The sequence below is a fragment of the Bradyrhizobium sp. USDA 4541 genome (assembly GCF_024171085.1).
Classification (GTDB): Bacteria; Pseudomonadota; Alphaproteobacteria; order Rhizobiales; family Xanthobacteraceae; genus Bradyrhizobium; species Bradyrhizobium australafricanum.
This window is the reverse complement of record NZ_JALJZF010000001.1, coordinates 5,397,761-5,419,792: the sequence shown is the minus strand read 5'-3', so window position 1 is coordinate 5,419,792 and position 22,032 is coordinate 5,397,761. Positions and strand designations below refer to the sequence as shown.

The 22,032-nt window shown below is 65.4% G+C and carries 22 protein-coding genes and 1 riboswitch; of the genes, 4 read left to right on the top strand and 18 right to left on the bottom strand.

Features of this window, described 5'->3' with window-relative positions:
• Window positions 1-75: 75 nt before the first annotated feature.
• The 3 genes from J2R80_RS25645 to J2R80_RS25635 form a co-directional block, all read right to left on the bottom strand.
• Entirely contained in the window at window positions 76-447 is a 372-nt protein-coding gene (locus J2R80_RS25645; protein WP_253639658.1) for an SANT/Myb-like DNA-binding domain-containing protein, read from the bottom strand.
• 246 nt (window positions 448-693) lie between these two features.
• A complete protein-coding gene (locus tag J2R80_RS25640) occupies window positions 694-987 on the bottom strand; it encodes a hypothetical protein (protein ID WP_016846480.1) in 294 nt (97 codons plus the stop codon).
• Window positions 988-1,211: 224 nt separating this feature from the next.
• Window positions 1,212-1,565, bottom strand: coding sequence for a zinc-ribbon domain containing protein (locus J2R80_RS25635; protein ID WP_253639657.1), 354 nt, complete (start codon window positions 1,563-1,565; stop codon window positions 1,212-1,214).
• Here J2R80_RS25635 and J2R80_RS25630 point away from each other — a divergent pair.
• Entirely contained in the window at window positions 1,536-1,802 is a 267-nt protein-coding gene (locus J2R80_RS25630; RefSeq protein WP_253639656.1) for a hypothetical protein, read from the top strand. The genes J2R80_RS25635 and J2R80_RS25630 overlap by 30 nt on opposite strands.
• Before the next feature lie 54 nt (window positions 1,803-1,856).
• Here J2R80_RS25630 and J2R80_RS25625 read toward each other — a convergent pair whose 3' ends face one another.
• Together J2R80_RS25625 and J2R80_RS25620 are read right to left on the bottom strand one after the other, a co-directional pair.
• Window positions 1,857-2,309 (bottom strand): MaoC/PaaZ C-terminal domain-containing protein, encoded by a 453-nt coding sequence (locus J2R80_RS25625; protein ID WP_253639655.1) that lies wholly within the window; start codon window positions 2,307-2,309, stop codon window positions 1,857-1,859.
• A 129-nt stretch (window positions 2,310-2,438) separates the two neighbouring features.
• Window positions 2,439-3,302: a bifunctional 5,10-methylenetetrahydrofolate dehydrogenase/5,10-methenyltetrahydrofolate cyclohydrolase gene (locus J2R80_RS25620; RefSeq protein WP_057015829.1), complete on the bottom strand. Its 864-nt coding sequence runs from the start codon at window positions 3,300-3,302 to the stop codon at window positions 2,439-2,441.
• Window positions 3,303-3,317: 15 nt separating this feature from the next.
• Window positions 3,318-3,397: riboswitch (ZMP/ZTP riboswitch) on the bottom strand.
• A 217-nt stretch (window positions 3,398-3,614) separates the two neighbouring features.
• Between J2R80_RS25620 and J2R80_RS25615 the strand changes: the two genes are divergently transcribed.
• Complete coding sequence (locus tag J2R80_RS25615; RefSeq protein WP_028339251.1) at window positions 3,615-4,025, top strand: hypothetical protein; 411 nt, start codon at window positions 3,615-3,617, stop codon at window positions 4,023-4,025.
• Window positions 4,026-4,145: 120 nt separating this feature from the next.
• On the opposite strand, the gene J2R80_RS25610 is transcribed toward J2R80_RS25615, so the two are convergent.
• Both J2R80_RS25610 and J2R80_RS25605 read right to left on the bottom strand, forming a co-directional pair.
• A complete protein-coding gene (locus J2R80_RS25610; RefSeq protein WP_253639654.1) occupies window positions 4,146-4,676 on the bottom strand; it encodes a hypothetical protein in 531 nt (176 codons plus the stop codon).
• A 215-nt stretch (window positions 4,677-4,891) separates the two neighbouring features.
• Entirely contained in the window at window positions 4,892-5,527 is a 636-nt protein-coding gene (locus tag J2R80_RS25605; protein ID WP_253639653.1) for a hypothetical protein, read from the bottom strand.
• Window positions 5,528-5,787: 260 nt separating this feature from the next.
• Here J2R80_RS25605 and J2R80_RS25600 point away from each other — a divergent pair, with 260 nt between their 5' ends.
• Window positions 5,788-6,171, top strand: a complete 384-nt coding sequence (locus tag J2R80_RS25600) for a VOC family protein (protein WP_253589989.1) — start codon at window positions 5,788-5,790, stop codon at window positions 6,169-6,171.
• A gap of 15 nt (window positions 6,172-6,186) precedes the next feature.
• On the opposite strand, the gene J2R80_RS25595 is transcribed toward J2R80_RS25600, so the two are convergent.
• Window positions 6,187-6,618: a hypothetical protein gene (locus J2R80_RS25595; RefSeq protein WP_375162609.1), complete on the bottom strand. Its 432-nt coding sequence runs from the start codon at window positions 6,616-6,618 to the stop codon at window positions 6,187-6,189.
• A 235-nt stretch (window positions 6,619-6,853) separates the two neighbouring features.
• Between J2R80_RS25595 and J2R80_RS25590 the strand changes: the two genes are divergently transcribed.
• A complete protein-coding gene (locus tag J2R80_RS25590; RefSeq protein WP_057015832.1) occupies window positions 6,854-7,204 on the top strand; it encodes a GrlR family regulatory protein in 351 nt (116 codons plus the stop codon).
• Between the two features lie 188 nt (window positions 7,205-7,392).
• Here J2R80_RS25590 and J2R80_RS25585 read toward each other — a convergent pair whose 3' ends face one another.
• The 10 genes from J2R80_RS25585 to J2R80_RS25540 all read right to left on the bottom strand — a co-directional run bounded on the left by J2R80_RS25585 (window position 7,393) and on the right by J2R80_RS25540 (window position 21,830).
• Window positions 7,393-10,074 carry a PAS domain S-box protein gene (locus tag J2R80_RS25585; protein ID WP_057015976.1) on the bottom strand — a complete coding sequence of 894 codons (2,682 nt, stop codon included), beginning with the start codon at window positions 10,072-10,074 and terminating at the stop codon, window positions 7,393-7,395.
• A gap of 148 nt (window positions 10,075-10,222) precedes the next feature.
• On the bottom strand, window positions 10,223-11,194 hold the full coding sequence (locus tag J2R80_RS25580) for a tripartite tricarboxylate transporter substrate binding protein (RefSeq protein WP_253639652.1): 972 nt from the start codon (window positions 11,192-11,194) through the stop codon (window positions 10,223-10,225).
• Between the two features lie 137 nt (window positions 11,195-11,331).
• Entirely contained in the window at window positions 11,332-12,240 is a 909-nt protein-coding gene (locus tag J2R80_RS25575) for a DMT family transporter (RefSeq protein WP_253639651.1), read from the bottom strand.
• Window positions 12,241-12,512: 272 nt separating this feature from the next.
• A complete protein-coding gene (locus J2R80_RS25570) occupies window positions 12,513-13,313 on the bottom strand; it encodes an NUDIX hydrolase (RefSeq protein WP_253639650.1) in 801 nt (266 codons plus the stop codon).
• A 2-nt stretch (window positions 13,314-13,315) separates the two neighbouring features.
• Complete coding sequence (locus tag J2R80_RS25565) at window positions 13,316-14,272, bottom strand: dihydrodipicolinate synthase family protein (protein WP_141340969.1); 957 nt, start codon at window positions 14,270-14,272, stop codon at window positions 13,316-13,318.
• Window positions 14,273-14,365: 93 nt separating this feature from the next.
• Window positions 14,366-15,247, bottom strand: coding sequence for an SDR family oxidoreductase (locus J2R80_RS25560; RefSeq protein WP_076831307.1), 882 nt, complete (start codon window positions 15,245-15,247; stop codon window positions 14,366-14,368).
• 186 nt (window positions 15,248-15,433) lie between these two features.
• Complete coding sequence (locus J2R80_RS25555; RefSeq protein ID WP_076831310.1) at window positions 15,434-16,294, bottom strand: MaoC family dehydratase; 861 nt, start codon at window positions 16,292-16,294, stop codon at window positions 15,434-15,436.
• A 209-nt stretch (window positions 16,295-16,503) separates the two neighbouring features.
• Window positions 16,504-16,893, bottom strand: coding sequence for a Zn-ribbon domain-containing OB-fold protein (locus J2R80_RS25550; RefSeq protein WP_076831312.1), 390 nt, complete (start codon window positions 16,891-16,893; stop codon window positions 16,504-16,506).
• Window positions 16,893-18,050 (bottom strand): thiolase domain-containing protein, encoded by a 1,158-nt coding sequence (locus J2R80_RS25545; RefSeq protein WP_076831315.1) that lies wholly within the window; start codon window positions 18,048-18,050, stop codon window positions 16,893-16,895. The genes J2R80_RS25550 and J2R80_RS25545 overlap by 1 nt, the downstream gene beginning before the upstream one ends.
• Window positions 18,051-18,338: 288 nt before the next feature.
• A complete protein-coding gene (locus J2R80_RS25540) occupies window positions 18,339-21,830 on the bottom strand; it encodes an indolepyruvate ferredoxin oxidoreductase family protein (RefSeq protein ID WP_253639649.1) in 3,492 nt (1,163 codons plus the stop codon).
• Window positions 21,831-22,032 lie beyond the last annotated feature (202 nt).

Here is a 22,032-nt window from a genome sequence, read left to right as displayed (position 1 = left end):
CGAATGGTCCGCCTTCCCCACCGCATGCGTAAGCCGCTTCGGCATGGCGCGCCCGGCGTGCAGCCGGCATTCCCTTCAGCCGCTCGGAATCTTCCGCCGCACCGCCTCCACGCCGGCATCGGTCACGTTGTATCTGCGCCCCATCTCCTGGACGATCCAGCCCTTCTCGATCATTCCGGCAATGGTGCTCGGGCCGACGCCCGCGGGAAACGGACGGCGGTTGCGGATCGCGTCGATCGCGACCCGCTCGAGATGGGTGGCGACATGCGAGGGGCGCGCGCGAAACGCCTTTGCCATGATCAGGACCGACAGGACCTCGGCGCGCCGGCGCACGGCCGACGCGCTGCGGGTCAGTTCGTTACTGATCTCGAGAGCGTTCTTGCCGGCCCTGGCGAGTTCTCTGAGCTTCTCGTCCTCGTCAGGGCTCCAGCGCCGCACGATCCCCATCTGCCCCTCACCGCCTGGATACCCATCTCAAACCGATGCATACGCAGGCGGCGCTGATTTGCCATGTGACTTTCGGCACCTCTTGATGCGACGTCGGGGCTGTCGCCATCAGGACGGCCGATCGCGGTGTCGCACGATGCAGCACAAAGAGCATGATCCGATTGAATCGGATCATGCTCTCAATCCCCTTGCTTGATGGCGTTTTGGTTGCGCGAACCACCGGTATTCACTTCGCGCTGGAACGCTTCAGTGCTTGCTGGGTTCAAGCGCGATGAGCACGCCGGTCGGCTCGGGCTCGTGCGGCCGAAGCGAGGTCAGCTCCGGATCGCTCCACTCGGCGAGACTGACGACTTCGCCGGTCTGCCCCGGCATGTCGGAGGTCTGGGCCGGTTCAAGCACCTTGAGCCCGCTGGTGTCGACGAAGAATGTGTGCTCACCGAACACGCTGTTCAGTTGCGCCACGGCCGGGTGATCGTCCGGAAGCACCTGGGCATTCAGTTGCGTCATGGTCTGCTTGACTTGCGTGGAATTGAGTTTCATCCGCTGCTCCTTCTCGTTGGTTCCGGCCGCGATGGCTTCCTTGACAGGTTTCCTTGACAAGTTTTCCTTGGCTGGTTCCTCCCCGCCCGCACCCCACATCGGGGGCTTCAAGGTCTCGAACCGATCAGGCACCGAAACGTTCCGCACGCGCGACGCATTGACCGCCTGCGCAGCGGTTCCCCGCGTATCAGATGTTAAGTGCGACCCTGAAGTCACGCCCATCGCTACGAGACGGGAGGCTTCTTCCTTGCGAGTCCCTCCAGATGCACGCGGCGTGCGGCGGATTTGCGCGCGCGCTCCCTGGTGCGGCAGGCCCGGCAGCGCACCGCCGCGGTAAATACATCGCCCTTGGCGGTCTCGTACCACCATTTCTGCTGCAACGGCGTCCAGACCTCGGCAACGCCGCAGTCCTTGCAGATGAAGGGCTCCGGTCGATAGGTTCCGCGCAGCACGAAGTCGGGGGTCGAATAACTGTTCGAGGGCGCAAGCCGCGTCGTATCGACGCCAACCTCGTCGCGCGCCAGCGCAATCTTGTAGTCGCGAAGCCGTTGCCGTTCAGCGGCGCGTCGGGTCTGCATGCGGAGCCATTCCTCGGCCTTGCGCCGCCTGGCTTCGATCTCTCCGTTCATCTGCTTGCTGCGTTTCACGGCGGCACATCCGTCTGGATCGAATGCGTTCGGCGCATCGACGAAGCAAATACCGGGCAGCACGACCTCGTCGATGATGACGTCATTGATGCGCTGCCGTTCAGCCGCCGGCTTGTCATAATTGCCGCAACATTGCGCGACGACAAGGTCGCGTGCGGGAACACGTAGAGGCGCTGACGGCCGTCCGAGGCGGATGACTTCGGGATGCCCCTCAGGCCGCGCCTATGCCGGCCCCTGCTCCGTCGGCCGCATGCGGATCAGCGCGTCGAGCACGAGGACAAGAACCGGGCGCTGCTCGTCGTTGACCAGCTCCGTCTTGAAGATCACGACAGCGTCGCGCCGCTCCGGCCTGATGGTGATCTTCTGGATCTGGGATTGGCCGGTGAGCGTGGCGCCGGGCCGAACCGGGCTCCGCAGGCGGATTTCGAAGCTCCGCCCGACGATCCCCGCCACCTTGGTCCAGATCGCCTCCACGACGAGCCGCTGATAGATCGCAATGGTGTTGAAGCCGCTTGCGATCAGTCCGCCGAACGGGCCTGCCGCAGCCGCGACGGGATCGGCATGGATTGGCACCGGATCATATTTGCCAGCGAACTCCAGGATCTCGGCCTCGCCAATCGTGTAGCTGCCAAGCCTGAACGTCTGGCCCTCGGCGAGATCTTCCGCATACAGCATCGCGCGCCTCCATCTGTCGCGCGACGATAGACGAATGATGCGGGCTTTCCATTACCCCGGACGTCATGAACTTCGCGCGTGATGCGCGAGCGACACCCACCGCTCGCATATCGCCGCAGGTATCCCGCGCTATTGCAGCCGCGCCGCCCTCGCCTTTGCCGCCTTCAGCGTGTTCTCCATCAGGCAGGCGATCGTCATCGGGCCGACGCCGCGCGGCACCGGCGTGATGGCGCCGGCGACCTGCACCGCCTCGTCGAACGAGACGTCGCCGCACACCGCATAGCCGCCGTCCGGCCTCTCGACGCGCGTTGTGCCGACGTCGATGACGATGGCCTGGGGCTTGATCCAGTCGCCGCGCACGAGGCCGGCCTTGCCCACCGCACTCACCAGGATGTCGGCCTCGCGGCAGATCCTGCTGATGCCGCGGGTGTGGATATGGGTCTGCGTCACGGTCGCGTGCTCCTGCAGCAGCAACGCGGCCATCGGCTTGCCGACGATGTTGGAGCTGCCGATCACCACGGCATGGGCGCCGGTGAGGTCTGATCGGACCGACTTGATCAGCCGGAGACAGCCGAGCGGCGTGCACGGCACCAGCGCGTCATCGCCGTGAAACAGCCGGCCGGCGTTCAGGGCGTGCAGGCCGTCGACATCCTTGGCGGGATCGACCGCCGCCATCACGCGCAAGGCGTCGATATGCGCCGGCAACGGCAGCTGCACCAGGATGCCGTCGATATCGTCGCGCGCATTGAGCGCCTCTACTCCGGCAAGCAGATCGGACTCGCTGGCATCATCCGGCAGGCGTGCGACCTCGCCGCGCAGGCCGAGCCGCTCGGCCATCCTGACCTTGCTCTGCACATAGATCTGGCTCGCCGGGTCGCAGCCGACCAGCACGACCGCAAGCCCCGGCGCGCGGGGCAGCCGGTCGAGTTCGCCAGCAATCTTGTCGATGACAATTTGGGCATGTGCATGCCCATCGAGAATGTTCGCCGTCATGGCACCTCCGTTTCGAAGCGGTGCCCAGGCGCGCGGCGTTCAGTCTCTGCGCTCCCCGATGGTGGTCCATCCAAGCGCCAGTCGCGCAGATGGCGTGGTCATAGCCGCCCCGCCGGGCAAAGGCAATTCACGCTCTCCCGCGGGTCGAACGGCGACGAATTGCCCTCACTTTTGCCGGTGGATCGGTGCCGGGCGGGTCACCTCTGGGGGTAGGATTCGGGCAAGACTTGCGTTAAGTCTCGGCGCTTGCCGGGCTTTTCCGATCCCCGGCGCCATCCTTCCGGTCATCACGCCATTTCGGACATTTTCGACATGAGACATATCATCCTCGCGCTGGCGCTCTTCTGCCCGGCTGCCGCGCTTGCCCAAGGCACCACGCCGGCCCCCGCCGACGCAGACAAGCCGGCGGCGGCGACCTCGCAGCCGATGGTCGGCGACAAGCCGCTGGTCCAGGTCGGCAAGAAGTCGGCCGCCAAGAAGGGCGAGAAGCCTGCCGCGCCCGGCAAGCCTCAATCGGTCGCTCAGAAGCTTCAGGCCTGTCAGGACATCGACGACGCCACCAAGGAGCGACTGATCTGCTACGACGAGATTTTCAAGCCGCAGCCGAAGCCGAAGGCTGCCCCGGCCAAGGGCGTCAACGATTGCCGCTTCGTGAAGGAAGAGGACGAGCGGCTGACCTGCTACAACGGCTTCGCGGACAAGATTCCGCGCCTGCCGCGCTAAAGGTAGCGAGCGCCGCTCGGACGCCGTCCCGGATCCGGCCACCCGCCTGATCGCGGACATGAAAAAGCCGCCGCAAGTGTTTGCGGCGGCGGATTGATTGCCGGCTGCGGCAGCCCTTTCTTACCAGGTGCCGAAGCCGCCGAAGAAGCCCATGCGCTGCTGCTGCTGCTGCGCGACGCGGTAGGGCTGATACATGCCGGGCTGTGCCAGCCGCATCGGCTGCTGGGGATGGGCATGGTAGCGCGCGACCTTGCGCTTCTTCGGCGCCTGAGGCTGGGCCTGCGCCGGTTGTTCAGCCGATTTTGCCTCAGCCGCGACCTTCTGCGCATCAGCCTTCTCCGGCGGAATGAACTGGGCGAACGTATTGCGGACGCGGGCTTGCGCCGACGCATCGCCCGTAGCCGACGGGATAGCCGCGGCGACCGCGTTGACCTGCGCCGGAACAATGGTCGGCAAATTGGTGTCGTACACCACCCGCTCGGGCAATTTCTGGGTCGACTTGATGCGCACCATGGTCTTGTCGACGCCCGGCGACGACAGTCCCTGGTTCTGGCCGGCGACCACGGCCTCCTGCGGCACGATGGCATTGACGACGAAGAGCAGCGCGAGCAGCACTCCACCAACGAACAGGAAATAACGCGCCACAGGCATTTTGGTAGCTCCCCCCGCGCAGCAGGGCGCGGTTCATCTCGGCGCGACGACATCAGTCATCGCGCGGGCGATTTCATCGTCTGCGCATGATCACCCGGACGCTGTCCGCGCTCCCGGGTCGTTCGCTAACGGCTGGTTTATTAGTTAGTTCCTGTCCGGCCGTTACGGTTCACCCGACAAGTCAATTCGCGGTCACTTTTTCGAGATGCCGGGAATTAGAGGCGGCTCGCCGTCACGACCGAACATTTCGCCTTGTTTGCGTTCACGTTGACGAACCCGACCAACATTTGCGAGTAAGTCTTGCGGCTCTTCATGGCGATGGTGTCGGAGATCAGCCGCTTGCGCTCGGTCAGCGGCCGACCGTCCCGGCGGATGAAGGCGCAGGCGATCTCGATATCCTTGACGGCGAAATCATTGGCATTGCGCAGCGTCAGGGTGACCAGCGCCTTCGAACCCAGCCCGCCGCGCCGCCACGATTGCGAGGCGATCCGCAGCTTATCCAGCGGCGACCTTTCAGCGCCGGGCCCGGACGGCTTGGCCTCCTCTGCCCCCTGTGGAGCGATGGCCACACCGACGGTGGTCGGCTCGTCCGTCGGTGCGGCAAGCGCATCCCTCGCGGTCTGATTTGTGATTTGGGCTGGTTGCTCGCCGGTCGGGGCATTCTGCGCGGTGCGGATCATGGACGACACCGGCCAGACGTCCTGGTCCCCGGCGTCGCTCGGCTCGGGGAGCATGAACCATGCGGCGATCCCGGCGAGCGCAATCAGCGGCAGCAGCAGGCTGGCGTAGAAGCCCCCTTCACCGAGACGTCCGGCGGCCAACCTCCGAAACGACGCCAAGCCGATCCGCATCGTCGTGCCCTCACCCTGGCAGCCTGATCGGGCCGCCCCCACACAGAGAGGAAGCCGCACCGCGCGGCTTCCGGGACGGCCGCAGGTCGAGCGGCCACGCAAAAACAATCGCTGACGGCCGCAATGGTTTCATTCCTGACGACAATCTTGGGCAGGCATAACGAGGGATGGTATCCCAGCGAACCGCTCGCTAGATTTGCGCCGCCCGAGAGCGAGTGCCGCGCACCGAACAGCGGCACGACAACAACAAGGAGATCGCAATGCCTGTCGTCACCTGGGACCACGTCCACCTGCGCAGTCCCGATCCCGAGGCCACCGCGACCTGGCTGCGCGACATTCTCGGCGGCGAGATCATCCGCGGCCCCGGCCGCATCGACGTCCAGCTCGGCGGCGCCAGGGTGTTCATTGCGGAGGTGACCCAGGGCGACGGCGTCAACGCCGCGCCGGTGACGCCCTATCAGGGGCTCGATCATTTCGGGCTCACGGTGAAGGACATCGACGCGGTCGCGGCCGAGATCAAGGCCAAGGGCGTCGAATTCTCCAAGGAGCCAACCACGATCCGTCCGGGCGTGCGGATCTGCTTCATCCGCGGCCCGCAGGGCATCTCGATCGAACTGCTCGAGCGCGACCCGAAATACGTCTGAGCTACGCGTGCGGCGCTAAGTCATGCTGCCGGGCATGAAGCAGCGGATCGTCACGCCCATGTAGCTCGGAATCGGCCAGACCATGGCGCGACCGACCCGGTTGGGCTCGGTGACCACGGCCTCGTCGGGGACATCGATCCACGCCCCGTCGAGGCGCACACGATAGTGCCCGTCCTTGGATTCCCAGTCGACATCGCTGACCGCTGTGCCGTCGGCATCCGAACAGCACGGCCCTTTGCCGCTGCGCAGGCCGTCGAACCATTCCTTCAGCGGCGAATTGGCGTAGCGGCCGTCGGGATCGCGCGCCTGCGCGATTCGCACGGCCGCAACCAACACCAGCGTTATCAGCACGAGGGATGCGATCATGTGGCTCGCATAACGGGCCGAAGTTCCATTGAGCCTGCGAGGGCGTGCCCAATGGCCGCCGGATTCAATCCAGTCAGACATGTGTTTGCTCCAGCACTCACCGGCCAGTGCAACCAGAGCTATGCATTTCGCGGGCCACTTTGATTCGCGCGTACGGTCCGCTGTCATTGCGCCGTCACACTGCCTGGCAGGAACCGAGGGTCACCCGAACGCGGGACACCCGGGAATCAACCTGCCGCATTGCACGAGGTTGCTCGCTTTGGCATAAAAAACCAACTGGCTTGCCGTGGGCGTGGCGGCCAGCAATCGGGACGTCATGAAGAACGGACTTTACTCAATTCACGTCACCCTGCTGGACGGTCGCGTCGGCAAGGGCAGCGGCGTCATTCTCTTCCGCGACGGCCAGATACTGGGCGGCGACGCCTATCTTTACTACACCGGCAGCTACACGGTGAAGGGCGATGCCTTCAAGGGCGAAATCCTTGTGCAACGCCACACGACGCCGCGCGACACCGACAACCCGCTGTTCGGCGGGCCCGCGCCCGTCGGCATCGGCGTCTCCGGCACCTTCACCGACACCCGCGGCACCATGAGCGGGACCGCGCTGGTCGGCAAGGCGAGCCTGATCTTCGGCGCCACGCTGCACAAGCTCGCGGATATCAATTAGCGGTTTGAAACCATTAGACCCGTCATCCCCGCGCAAAGGCTTCGCCTTTGTCGCTGGAGGCGCGAGCACAGCGAGCCTCGAAGGATCGACGGCCACGAGCCGGGCCGTGCATCCTTCGAGACGCGGCTTCGCCGCTCCTCAGGATGACGGATCGAAAGCAAACGCGTGGTTGGCCACTACGCTTCGCGCTATTCCGCGGCCTGCTCCAGCGGCGCGACGCGCGGCAGGATCATCTGGATGCGTGTGCCGTTGCCCGGTGCGGAATCCAGCGAGAGCCGGCCGCCGAGCCGCGTGGTGACGATGCTGTAGACGATGTGCAGGCCGAGCCCGGTGCCGCCCTGATCGCGCCGCGTCGTGAAGAACGGATCGAAGGCACGGCGGCGCACGTCGAGGCTCATGCCGCAGCCATTGTCGGCGAAGATCACCTCGACATTGTCGCCGCCGGCGGCGTGGACCTGGATCTCGACCTCGCCGGCCTTGCCGTCGGGGAACGCATGCGCGACCGCGTTGAGGAACAGATTGGTCAGCACCTGGCCATACGGTCCCGGATAGGAATTCATGATCAGGTTCGGCTCACAATCGACATTGAGCGTCAGATTGTGCTTGCGCAGGCCGGGCCTCAGACTCATCACCACCTGCTCGGTGAGATCGCCGAGGTCGAAGGTGCGCTGGTCCGAATAGTTGCGGTCGGCGGCGACCTGCTTGAACGACTGGATCAGCTCCGCGGCGCGGTTGAGATTGGCGACGAGTTGCGAGGAGGCATCGCGCGCCGTGTTCAGGAAATCGTTGAGGCTGGAGCGGCGCAGGTCGCCGCGCTCGACCTGGGTGGCGAAATTCGCGGTCTTGCGCTCCAGCGCGGACGCCACCGTCAGGCTGATGCCGACGGGATTGTTGACCTCATGGGCGACGCCGGCCACCAGGCGGCCGAGCGCGGCGAGCTTTTCGGCCTCGATCAGCGAATTCTGGGTTTCCCGCAGATTGCGCAACGCGGCCTCCGCGGAATCCCTCGCCTTGCGCATCTCCTGCTCGGAGCGCTTGCGCTCGCCGATGTCGAGCGCGACCGTGACGATGTTCTCGATCTCGCCTTGCGCATCGAGGATCGGCAGCTTGTTGACCAGCCATTGCCGCATGTTGCCGGCGACGTCCTTGTACTCCTCTTCATAGAAGCCGAGCTCGCGGCGCGCCGACAGGACGCGCTTGTCGTTCTCATCGGTCTTCGCCGCGCCATAGCGCGACATCAGCTCGCCGGTGGTCTGGCCGATCGCGTCCTGCGGCTCGATGCCGAAGATTCCCGCCATGTAGCGGTTCATCAGCACGTAGCGCAGGTCGCGGTCCTTGACGTTGATGACGGCGGGCACGGTATCGATGACCATCTGCAACAGCCGACGGCCTTCGGCGATCGCGTCTTCGGCGCGCTTCTGGTCGGTGATGTCGCGCACCGTGCCCTCGTAGCGGATCACTTCGCCCTCGTCGTTGCGGACGACGGTCGCCGAATCGGACAGCCACAGCACGGTGCCGTCGCTCGCGCGCACCTGGTACTCGTAGTCGCGCACCGTGCCGTCGCGCTGCATTAGCTGCTGGTACTGCTCGCGCGCCGCCGGATCCACGTAGACGGTGGTGGCGATGTCGTCGATGCCCTTGATCAGGTCCTGCGGCGCGGCATAGCCCATCATCCGCGCCAGCGCCGGATTGGCGTTGAGCAGCGCGCCGCCCGGCGTCGTGACGTAGATGCCCTCGACCGACGCCTCGAACAGCTTGTGGTAGCTCTCCTCGGCGAGCCGCTGCTCGGCGAGCGCGCGCAGCGCAGCCTCGCGCGCGCTGTCGGCGTCGACCAGGGTCTGGCGGAACACTTCGGCGGCGCGTGCGATGTCGCCGATCTCGTTGTCGAGGTCGGCGCCGGGAATGAACGCGCTCTTCTCGCCGCCGGCGACCTTGCGGATCGAGCCCGCGATCCTGGCGAGCGGGCGGACGGTGCGGCGAACCACCAACACCGACGCGAACAGGCCGATCAGCACACCCGCCGTGCCGAGCACGATGCTCTGCCATTTTGCTTCGGCCAGCGTCCGGGCAAAATCGCGCGACAGCACGTGGCCGCGGCGAGAGCTGAGCTCGCGGAGCAGCTCGGTGACCTTCTGGATCAACCGGCCTTCGGCGCCGAGCACCTCCTTGTCGATGTCGGCGATCTGGCCCTCGCGCACCGAGACCGCGATGATCGCCTCGGCATAATTATCGACGGCGCCGCGCAGCGCGGGATCGGAGATGGTCATCGCCCGCATGCTCTGCGCGGCCTGCTCGGCAGCGGACGTGTTGTGCGCCAGCAATGCGGTGGCAATCCGGCTCTGGGATTGCGACAGCGCATTGGCCAGCGCCGCATCGTTGCTCGCGGCGACCGCCTTGTCGAAGGCGTCGCGCAGCGGCGGCAGCCCGGCGACCAGCTCGGCGCGGCGGCTGAGCAGCGCCGAGATGCGCTCGATGCCGTTGCGATAGGTCGCCAGCCGTTGGGTGACGCCGTCGATCATGTCCTGCTGCTCGGGCGCCAGCTTGATGCGGGTCTTTTTCAGGATCTCGCTCAGCGACTGGGCCGCCTCCGCGACCTGGACCGACTGGCTGCCCGGCTCGGTGACGAAATCGCGCGCCGCGAGCCGCAGCTCGTTCATGCGGCGGTCGATATCCTCGGCGATGTCGCCGACACTCTGCAGCCGCTGCAGCTCGGCGAAGGTGGTATCGATGTGGCGGATCGCGATCACGCTGGCGGTGGATGTGATGATGATCACAGCCAGGACCAGCAGGAAGCTGCCGAACGTGAGCTGGCCAATGGAGAGGGAGAACGCACGCGGCGCTTGCGAATTCGGCGGCAATTCAGCGGTCATGTCATCAAGGCCGGGGTCCAATGCGCCCTAATATACGGGAAATTACGGGCTTTGGGGAAACATGCTGCACGGCCCAACCCGCGGGCGGTGTGACCGGCGTCACCCCGGGCGGGTGCCGGTGGCCGATTCCGGCACAGGGCGGCGGGGCTCAGTCCGGCGGGATGCCGGCCTCCTTGACCACCCTTGCCCAGAGCGCAACGTCCGCCTTGATGATATCGGCGAACTGCCTCAGCGGCGCGCTACGGGCGTCGCAACCGGCGACATCCAGCTTCTTGCGCACCTCGGTGGAAGCCAGCGCGGTTTCGAGCGCCCCGCTGATGCGTTCGACCACCGGCTGCGGCGTGCCGGCCGGCACCACGAAGCCGAACCACGGCGTCACCTGCGCCTCGGCAAAGCCCTGCTCGGCCATGGTCGGCACGTCGGGGAAATACTTCGAGCGGCCGTCGCTGATCGCCCCGATGATCCGGATGCTGCCGGACTGCACCTGGGCCAGCGCCTGGTTGGCCGACAGGAAGCTCGAGGTGATCAGGCCGCTCGCGATATCGGGCACCATCTGCGGATAGCCGCGATAGCCGATCGCGGTGACGTCGATGCCGGCGAGCCGCTTGAACAGCTCGAAGCCGAGATGGCCGGTCGAGCCCTTGCCGGGATGGCTGTAGTTCAGCGTCCCCGGCTTGGCCTTGGCCAGCGCGACATAGTCGGCGACGGTCTTCACCGGCAGCGAGGTCGGCACGATGAAGAAGTTCGGGGCGAGACAGATCTGCCCGACCGACACGAAATCCTTCACGGGATCCCAGCGCAGCTGCGTGTTCAGCGCCGGGCTTGCGGTAAAGAAGGTCGTCACCAACAGCCATGTGTAACCGTCGGGAGCGGCGCGGGCGACCTCCTCGGCCGCGATCGAGCCATTGGCGCCGGATTTGGCCTCGACGACGATAGTCCCCTTCCATTGCTCCTGCATGTCCTGCGCCATGATGCGCGCGAACACGTCGGCGACGCTGCCCGGCGCGTAGGGAATGACGATGCGGATCGGCCGGCTCGGGAAGTCCTGCGCGCGCACCGTGCCGGCCATCGCCAGCAACGCCATGCACGCACCGGCAATGAGGCTGATCCGCCGCAACATCGTCCCGTTTCCCGCCCTGCGATCTCGTTGCGGGCAGCATGCAGGCATTGGCCGGCGGCAGCAAGGCGCCGGTTTCAGCGGGCGAAACTTCAGGCGGGGCGATCTTGCGCCCAGGAATCGTCATCGCGGCGATGACGTCAGGCCGTGGCGATCCTTCGTGCAGGAATCGTCATCGCGGCGACGCCGATCACGACGCAGGCGAGGCCGATCCACGCCGTCGGGCTCAGCCGTTCGCCCAGCACCATGACGCTGAGCGCCACCCCGATCGGCACCCGCAAGTAAGCTTGCGCGGTGGTGCCGACCGAGCCGAGGGTCTGGATCAGGTGGAAGTAGATCACGAACGCGATCGCGGTCGAGAACACGGCAAGCGCCAGCAATGCGGTGAGCGATGTCGTCGACGGCGAAAGCGTCCAGGGCCGCTCGACGACAAGGCTGAGCGGAACGAGGATCGCGGCGCCCGCGAGCAGCGAACCCGCCGCCGGCGCCATCGGATCGAGCTCCTTGAAGCCGCGGCTGAAGATCGCGGCACAGGCGTAGCAGATGGTGGCGGCGACGATCGCGACCTCGGCCACGATCCCCTGCCCGAGATCGCGGAACGCATCGACGCCGACGATCAGGCAGATGCCGGCCATGCCTGATATCACCCCGAACAGCTTGCGCGGGCTCGCCCCCTCATGGCGGGTGATCGCGGCGGTGAACAGGAAGGTGAAGATCGGCGAGGCCGAATTGAGGATGGTGGCGAGCCCGGCATCGACGAAGCGCTCGCCCCAGGCGATCAGCGTCCACGGGATCACGCTGTTGAGGCAGGCCTGAAAGATGAAGCGGCGCCAGGTCGCGCGATCGGCCGGCATCGATACGCCGCGCATCCGCATGATGACGAGCAGCAGCAGCCCCGCGATCGTGGTGCGCGCCGCGATCAGCGTGATCGGCGGGATGGTCGCGACACCAAGCTTGATGAAGGTATAGGAGCCGCCCCACAGGGTGGCGAGCGCGAGCAGCAAGGCGAGCTCGAAGGCCATGCTCGGCTGTCGTGGGGCGGTGGTCATTGGCGGGATTCCGTCTCGATGGTTGAGACGGAAGCTACATCGCTGCGAGGTGATGATATTTCGATATAAGCCGAAATGTGGAGAAGCGACTCTCCTTCCCCGTCGTCCCGGCGAAGGCCGGGACCCATTACCACAGGGTTGTGTTGTTGGAAAAAGCTGCAGCCTCGGCGTCGCGCAGCAATGCAGTTCGGTGGTTATGGGTCCCGGCCTTCGCCGGGACGACATAGCGCTGCCTGTGAGTCACGCACTCGACGTCTCTCAGGACGACGGACCTACCCCAGCGCCCCGACGTCGAACACCTCGCCATCGTACCCCGCTTCCTTGGGGATGCGGAGCTGACGGCCGGTGGCGGTCTTGGTCATCACGGGCATTACGGCGACGATCGGCTTGCCCTTGCTGTCGGCGAGCGCGGCGCCGACGTTCGGCTGCTTGCCGAGCCTGATCAAATTGCGCGTGGTCGGGAACGGCAGCTTGAAGCGGCCGCTCTCGCCGCCCTCCAGCGCCTCGCGCGTCGACACCCAGATCGAGTCGGTCGATTCCTTGCCGTCATGGGCGCCGAGCTGCTCGGGCGGCGCGGCGGCCAGGAAGAACCAGGTGTCGAAGCGCTTCGGCATGCCCTCCGGCGTGATCCAGTGCGCATACGGCACGAGTGCATCGAGCGCGAGCACCATGCCGTTGTCGGTCAGCACCTTGAGGAAGCTGATCTTGCCTTCGTTCAGCGCCGTGCGATGCGCGGTCGCGATCTCGTTCGCGCGCTTCGCATCGACCAGGTCTTTCGAGCCTACCGGCCGCGCCAGCAGGATGCCGCTCTCCTCGAAGGTCTCGCGGATCGCCGCGATGCGGAAGCCGAGCGCGTCGCCGTCGAGCCCTTCGCCGCCGGAATAGAGCGCGGGATCGGCGGCGATCTCCTTGTCGTTCTTGTCGACGCTGCCGCCCGGAAACACCAGCGCACCCGAGTTGAACTCGATCTGGTGATGGCGGACCATCATGAAGACTTCGATTTCGCCCGATGAGCTGCCGTCACGCAGCAGCAGCACGGTCGACGCAAGGCGCGGGGCAACGATCTCGGTCATGATTAGCCTGCTGCACTGGATTGCGGTTGCAGATTGGCGCGACGGTCGACGCGCGCCACACGGGACAAGAGATAGTCGACCTCCGCCCTTGCCTGCGGCGTGATGACGGCTCCGGGCTTGCGCTGCGCGCTGGAGGAGATGATGCCGCGCTTCTGCAGCACGTATTTGCGCACGGTGAGACCGACGCCGGGCTGCTGCTCGTAGCGGATCAGCGGCAGATGCGCGTCGAACAGATCATGCGCGGCATCACGCTTGCCGGCCTTGGACAGGTTGACGACATCGATCAGCAGCTCGGGGAAGGCATAGCCGGTCATCGCACCGTCGGCGCCGCGCTCCATCTCGAAATCGAGGAAAAGGCCGCCATTGCCGACCAGGATCGACAGCGGCCGCAGCGAGCCGTCCTTCTGGAAGTTGCGCAAGGTCGAAATCTTCTCCAGGCCCGGCCAGTCCTCGTGCTTGAGCATCACGCAGGACGGCGAATCCATCACGATCTTGCGGATCACGGCCGGCGTGAACACGACGGTCAGCGTCAGCGGATAGTCCTGCAGCACCCAGGGAATATCGTCGCCGATCGCTTCCTGCGCCTGCTTGAAATAGCCGATGATCTGGTCGTCGGTACGCAGATGCGGCGGCGGTGCGATCATGACGCCGGCGGCGCCCGCATCCATCGACTTCTTCGCCAGCGAGCGCATCGTGGCAAAGCCCGGCGCCGAGACACCGACGATGACCTGGAGCTTCTTGGCGCGCTTGACGAAGCGCAGCGCGACCTGCTCGGCCTCCGCGGCGTCGAGCTTCGGCGCCTCGCCCAGGATGCCGAGCACGGTGACGCCGTCGCAGCCGACCTCGGTGTAGAAATCGGTCAGCCGGTCGATCGATGCCTCGTCGATGCGGCCGTCGTCGTGGAACGGGGTCGGCGCGATCGCAAAGGTTCCTGCGGCCTGGGCGGTGAGTTTGGTCATGGGTGCCTCGTCTGTTTCGCCCTCTATACAGCGTCATTTCCCGATGCGCCATTGCGCATCGGGAAGCCGTCCCGCGGTCGCGGGTGCCAATCCTTACTTGAACCGCCGCGCCGACTTCTTGATCTCCTCCTCGGAGAAGAAGATCTCCTTGGCGTGGGTGACGATGTCCTCCGCCTTCCATCCCGTGAACGGCGGCGTCCAGCCCTCCATTTCCATCATCCGCATTTCGCGGACGCCGCGCGGGCCGGAGACGCCAAGCACCTTGCCGGTCTGGTCGCCCGACAGATCGCTGACCATGTAGAGCACGGCCGGCGCGATGCCATCGGGCCCGAGCGCCGCACCCGGGTTCTCCTTGTAGCGCGGCAGGTCCGCGGTCATGCGGGTCAGCGCGCCCGGCGCCAGGGTCCAGATCCGGATGTTGTACTTGCGGCCCTCGATCGCCAGCACGTTGGAGAGGCCCCAGATGCCGCCCTTGGCGGCGCCGTAATTGGTCTGGCCGAAATTGCCGATCAGGCCCGAGGTCGAGGACGTGTTGACGATGACGCCGCCGCCATTGTCACGCATCCATTTGAACACCGGCTGGGTGCAGCAGAAGGTGCCCTTCAGATGCACCTTCATCACCTTGTCCCAGTTCGCTTCCTTGGCCTTGTGGAAGGTCTCGTCGAGCAGGATGCCGGCATTGTTGACCAGGATGTCGGCGCGGCCGAAATGCTTGATGGCGTCGTCGAACACCGACTGGCCGCCGGCGAGCGTCGAGATGTCGGCGCCGTTGGCGACGGCGCGGCCGCCCTCGGCCTTGATCGCGTCGACCACCTTGTCGGCCATCGACTTGTCGGAGCCCGAGCCGTCGCGCGGGCCGCCGAGATCGTTGACCACCACGGCCGCGCCCTCGCGCGCAAACAGCTTCGCATAGGCTTCACCAAGCCCGCCGCCGGCGCCCGTGATCAGCGCCACCTTGCCGTCGAGTAATCCCATGGTTGTTTTCTCCGTTTTGTTCTTTCTTCTTCACCTCTCCCCGCCTGCGGGGAGAGGTCGGATCGCCCTTGCGATCCGGGTGAGGGGTACAGGTCTGTCCGCAAGACCACCGTTGCGGAGAAAGCCCCTCACCCCACCCTCTCCCCGCAAGAGCGGGGCGAGGGAGTCGACGGCCGTCGAGCGTTGCTACGCCAGCACCGTCTTGCCGCTCTTGATCACGGTAACGCCGCGCGACTTCACCTTGGCCTCGAACGACACCACATTGCCGTCCTTCCACAGCTCCATGGTCACGGTCTCACCGGGGAACACCGGCGAGGAGAACCGCGCCACGTGCTGCTTGAAGGCGGACGGATCGTAGTCGGCATAGGTCTGCAGCACGCCGCGGCAGGTGATGCCGTAGGTGCACATGCCGTGCAGGATCGGCCGCGGGAAGCCGGCCTTCCTGGCGAACTCCGGATCGGAATGCAGCGGGTTGCGGTCGCCGCACAACCGATAGACCAGCGCCTGGTCGGGCCGCGTCGTGATGTCGACCACCTTGTCCGGCGCGCGCTCCGGCACCTTGTGCGGCTCGGGCTGGCCGTCGGACGGGCCGCCGAAGCCGCCATCGCCGCGGGCGAAGCGCGAGGCGACCAGCGTGGCGAGCTTGTCGCCCTTCTCGTCCTTCAGCACGGTCTGGTGGCGGATCACCGCGCCCTTGTCCTTGCCCTTGTCGAACACGTCGAGCACGGTCGAGTCGGCCGTGATGTGCGCGGCGGTCGCGAACGGCTTGTGGAAGGTGATGTCGCGCTCGCCGTCGACCACCATGACGCGGTTAAGATTCATCTCGCCGGGACCGGCGCCCCAGGCCGCGACCGAGGCAAACGTCGGCACCACCTTGAGCGGGCGCGGCGTCAGCACGCCCTCATTGACGAAAGCGAGCTCCTTCTCGTCCATCGGATCGGCACCCAGGCCGATGCCATAGGCATAGAGCATCACGTCGCGGTCGGCGTAGCTGTATTTCTGGCCGAGATTCTTCAGGGCCATCAGCTGTTCGTACACGATCGGCATTGTTGTTTTCTCCCCGAATGTATTCTTAACGGCACGGTGCCCATTACTGCGCCCTCTCCCCTTGTGGGAGAGGGCAGCACCGGCAGTCGTCTCAAACTCGTTTCGGTGAGGGGTTCGCGCCACAGAGAGATTCTCTACGCGGAGAGAGACCCCTCACCCGCCTTCGCTTTCAGCGAAGGCACCCTCTCCCACAAGGGGAGAGGGTAAAATCAGGCCGGCGTGAAGAACGGCAGCGGGGCGCCGTCGGTCGGCTTCCACACCACCTTCACCTTCTGGCCGATCTTCACCTTCTCCAGATCGCAATCGACGATGTTGGTCTGCAGCGACGGACCTTCCTTCAGCGTCACATAGGCGATCGCATAGGGACCGGTCGGCGACTTCCGCATCAGGCTGTAGGTGTAGACCGTGGCCTCGCCGCTCGACTCTTCCCACACCGTCTTGTCCGAGAAGCAGAACGGGCAGATCGCGCGCGGGAAGTAGTGCGCTTCGCCGCAGGTGTTACAGCGCTTGATCATGAACTTGCCCGCCTTCGCCGCCTCCCAGAACGGCGCGGTCTCCGGGTTGGTCACCGGGGCATTGTACTTCTTCGCTTCAGACATCACGCACGCTCCAGAATGCAGGTTGAGGCGGCGTGGCGAACGCCGAGCAGACCGCCGGTGCCGTGGGCGATCGCGAGGTCGCAGTTCTTCACCTGCACCTTCGGATGCGCCTCGCCGCGCAACTGGCGCACAGCCTCGAGGATTTTCGTCATACCGCCGCGATTGACGGGATGGTTACTGCACAGACCGCCGCCGTCGGTGTTGAACGGCAGCTTGCCGACGCCCGAGATCAGATTGCCGTCGGCGACGAACTTGCCGCCCTCGCCCTTCTTGCAGAAGCCGAGGTCCTCGAGCTGCATCAGCACCGTGATGGTGAAGCTGTCATAGATCGAGGCGTATTTGATGTCCTTCGGCGTCACGCCCGCTTCCTCGAAGGCACGCGGACCGGACCACACGCCGGCGGAGTAGGTCAGATCGAGATCCTTGCCGCCGCGCGGGCCCTTCATCGCCTCGCCATGGCCGATCAGGCGCACCAGCGGCTTCTTCAGGCTCTTGGCGATCTCGGGCGTCGTGACGATCATCGCGCCGCCGCCGTCGGTGACGACGCAGCAATCCATCCGATGCAGCGGATCGGAGATCATCGGCGAGTTCAGCACGTCCTCGACGGTGACGACCTCTTTCAGCATCGCATGCGGATTGTATTGCGCATGATGCGAGGCCGCGACCTTGATCCAGGCGAGTTGCTCGGAGGTGGTGCCGTAGTCGTGCATATGACGCATGGCACACATGCCATAGGCATTGTGCGTGGTAGCCCCGTAGGCGGATTCGAAATCGGCCTCGGCGCCCGAGGCGCGCGGCGGCATCGGGCCGGTGCGCGGTTTGCCCGCCAGCGTGACCAGCCCGACCGAGCATTTGCCCGCGGCGATCGCCTCGGCGGCGTGGCCGAGATGGATCAGATAGGAACAGCCACCGGTCTCGGTGGAGTCGACATGACGCAGCTTCTTGGTGTTGAGGCCGAGATAATCGACCATCGGCCACAGCCCGCCCGGCGCGTCGCCGGCGCAGAAATAGCCGTCGATGTCGTCCTTCGTGAGCCCGGCGTCCTCGATCGCGCCCTTGGCGACCTCGGCGTGCAGCTGTGCTGTTGATTTATCGGGTGCGTGCCGGGTGGGATGTTCGTAGATCCCGGCAATGTAGGCCTTGCCCTTGATGGTCAAATCGCTCTCCGCTGGCGTTTCTTCGCTCGAGCGTTTTTCTGAACCGACGACGCGACCTTGGCAAGCGCGGAAATATTCCGTCAGGCGAGACTGTAGCATGTGCACAGTGCGCGCGCCCAAAACACAGATGTCGTCCCGGTGAAAGCCGGGACCCATAACCACAGGATTGTGTGGTGAGAGTGAGCTGTGGCCCCAGCGTCGCGCTACAACAAAGTGCGGTGGTTATGGGTCCCGGCTCCCGTGCGCAATTGCGCACTAGGCCGGGACGACACCGAATTTGTGGCTAACCTACTCCGCCGCCATCTGCCGCGGCGCGGACGGCGGGTTGGCGAGGTCGGCGGCGAGTTGCGCGTAGCGAACCTTCGCCTCCTTGATCGCCTTGTCCTTCACCGGACCGTAGCCGCGGATGCGATCGGGCAGCGCCAGCAATTCGACCGCGATGTCGTGATTGAGCGGCGACAGCAGGCCGAGCACGGTCGCGACATCCTTCTCGTAGCCCGCGATCAGATCGCGCTCCAGCTTGCGGTCGGCGTTGTAGCCGAAGATGTCGAGCGGCGTGCCGCGCAGAAAGCGGAATCTCGCCAGCACCCTGAAGGCCGACATCATCCACGAACCGAAGGCGCGCTTTTTCGGCCTGCCCTGCGCGTCGAGCCCGCCGCCGAGGATCGGCGGCGCCAGATTGAAGTTGAACTTGAACTCGCCCTCAAACTGATCGCGCAGCTGCTTCTCGAAACGGCCGTCGGTGAACAGCCGCGCCACCTCATACTCGTCCTTGTAGGCGAGCAGCTTTGCGTAGTTGATCGCGACCGCGCGCGGCAGCGCCTCGCCATAGCCGCCCTTGGTGGCGGCGTCGCGCACCTGGTCGACCAGCTTGCGATAGCGCTTTGCCAGACGTGCATTCTGGTAGTCGGTCAGGAACGCCATGCGATGGGTGATGATCTCGTCCAGCGACATCGCATCCAGCGATTTCGGTGGCGCGATTTCGTCGTCGCCCTTCATCATGCCGCTCAGCCGTGCCGGATCGGCGGCGGCCAGGCGCCCGAGCTGGAACGCCTGGGTGTTCATCTTGATCGATACGCCGTTGACTTCGATCGCCTGCAGAATCGCCTCCGCCGACAGCGGCAGCAACCCGCGCTGATAGGCAAAGCCCATCATCATGATGTTGGTGGCGATGGAGTCACCGAGCAGCGCTTCGGCCGGCTTGGTGAAGTCGAAGAACGCGGAGTCCTTGCGCAGCTCGGTCTCCAGCACGCTGTTGACCTTGCGGCTCTGGAAGTTGAAGTCGCGGTTCAGGATAAAGTCCGCGGTCGGGATCACGTGGCTGTTGATGATGCCGACGGTGCGGCTCGCATCGCACAGCGTGATGGTGTCCTTCGACGCCGCCACGACCTCGTCGGCCGCAAGCACCAGATCGGCCGTTCCGGTCACGATGCGCGAGCAGGTCACGTCGGCGGTGTGCTCGGAGAGCCGGACGTGGCTCAGCACCGCGCCGCCCTTTTGCGCGAGACCTGACATGTCGAGGATCATCGAGGCCTTGCCCTCGATATGGGCGGCCATGCCGAGCAGCGCGCCGATCGTCAGCACGCCGGTGCCGCCGACGCCGCCGACCGCGATGTTGTAGGGCCGGTCGAGCGCGGGCTTGGAGGCCGGCTCCGGCAGATTATCGATGCTGCCGAGCTCGGGCGGCGCGCGCCGCCTGAGCTTGCCGCCGTCGACCGTGACGAAGGACGGGCAAAAGCCCTTCACGCAGGAATAATCCTTGTTGCAGGTCGACTGGTTGATGGTGCGCTTGCGCCCGAGCTCCGTCTCCAGCGGCTCGACCGAGATGCAGTTCGACTGCACCGAGCAGTCGCCGCAGCCTTCGCAGACCGCGGGATTGATCAGCACGCGGCGCTGCGGATCCTCCATCAGGCCGCGCTTGCGGCGACGGCGCTTTTCGGCGGCGCAGGTCTGCACGAACACGATCGCCGACGTGCCCTTGGTGTCGCGGCACATCTTCTGGACGTTCTCGAGCTCGTCGCGGTGATACAGCTTGACGCCGGGCGCGATGGTGTCGGCCGGATAGGCGTCCGGATTCTCCGAGACCAGATAGATCTCGCGGATGCCTTCGGCATGGAGCTGGAAGGTGATCTGCTGCGGCGAGAGATCGCCGTCGTGGCGCTGGCCGCCGGTCATGGCGACCGCGTCGTTGTAGAGGATCTTGTAGGTGATGTTGGCCTTGGAAGCGATCGACTGGCGGATCGCGAGAATGCCGGAGTGGAAATAGGTGCCGTCGCCGAGATTGGCGAAGATGTGGTTCTCGTTGGTGAACGGCGCGATGCCGACCCACGGCACGCCCTCGCCGCCCATATGGGTGAAGGTCTCGGTTGACCGGTTCATCCACAGTGCCATGAAGTGGCAGCCGATGCCTGCCAGCGCGCGGCTGCCTTCCGGCACCTTGGTCGAGGTGTTGTGCGGGCAGCCCGAGCAGAAATACGGCGTGCGGCTGACAGGCGCGGTCGCCTGCATCTGCGTCGACTGACGGCCGTTGAACCAGTCGGCCTTGGCGCGCAGCATCTCGGCGATTTCAGGATTGAGATTAAGTCGAAGCAGCCGTTCGGTGAGCGAGCTCGCAAGCGAGGCCACGCTGAGCTCGGCGGCGAAGGTCAGGAAGCGCTTGTCGTGATCGTCCATCTTGCCGACGATGCGCGGACGCACGTCGTCGCGCCAGTTGAACAGCTCCTGCTTGACCTGGTTCTCGACGATCTCGCGGCGCTCCTCGACAATGAAGATCTCCTCGAGGCCGACGGCGAAGTTGCGCACGCCTTCCGGCTCCAGCGGCCAGGGCATGCCGATCTTGTAGAGGCGGATGCCGATCTTGGCGGCGATCTCGGGCGTGATGCCGAGCTCGCGCAACGCCTGGCGGATGTCCTCGTAGCTCTTGCCCGAGGCCATGATGCCGTAGCGCGCGTTCGGCGAATCCATCGTGATGCGGTTGACCTTGTTGGCGCGGGCGAAGGCGATCGCGGCAAAGCCCTTGTAGTCCTGCAACCGGCGGTCCTGCTCGAAGCGGTCGTCGGGCCAGCGGATGTTGAGGCCGCCCGGCGGCAATTCGAAATCGGTCGGGATCACGAACGGCGTCATCTCGTCGGTGAGGTCGATCTCGGCGGTCGTCTCGACCGTCTCGGTGATCACCTTCATGCCGACCCAGCAGCCGGAGTAGCGCGACATCGCGATACCCAGGAGGCCCATCTCGATCATTTCGTGGATGCTGGAGGGGTAGAGGTAGGGCATCAGCGCGGAGATGAAGGCGTGGTCGGACTGATGCGGGACGGTGGAGGATTTCGCGCCATGGTCGTCGCCGGCAAGGCAGAGTACGCCGCCATGCTTGGCGGAGCCGGCCGCATTGCCGTGGCGGAACACGTCGCCGCAGCGGTCGACGCCGGGGCCCTTGCCGTACCAGATGCCGACCGCGCCATCATATTTGGCGCCCGGCGACAGGGCGAGCTGCTGCGAGCCCCAGATCGCGGTGGCCGCGAGGTCCTCGTTCACGCCGGGCTGGAATTTAATGTTGTACTGCTCGAGATGCTTGCGGGCGGCGAACAGCTGCTGGTCGTAGCCGCCGAGGGGGGAACCGCGATAGCCGGAGATGAAGCCTGCCGTGTTGAGGCCCGCGGCGCGGTCGCGCCTGATCTGCGCCATCGGCAGGCGGACCAGCGCCTGGATGCCGGTCATGAAAACGTGGCCGGTGTCCTGGGTGTATTTCTGGTCGAGGCTGATAGGCCCTTGGTTGATTCCCATTTAGCCCTCTTTTCGCTGGTCGCGACGACTGCTTTTTAGCTAGTCATCCGAGCTTGTTGGAACCAGTCTATGTCGGATTTTCCGGCCCGCGCAGCACAATTCTGGGCGACCAGGCCCGTGGCTCAAAAATCGCAATTTCGTGCCGGGAATATTGCAGGGCCGTTTCGGTTTCTGTCGCAGGACAGGCCCGTGGCGAAATGGC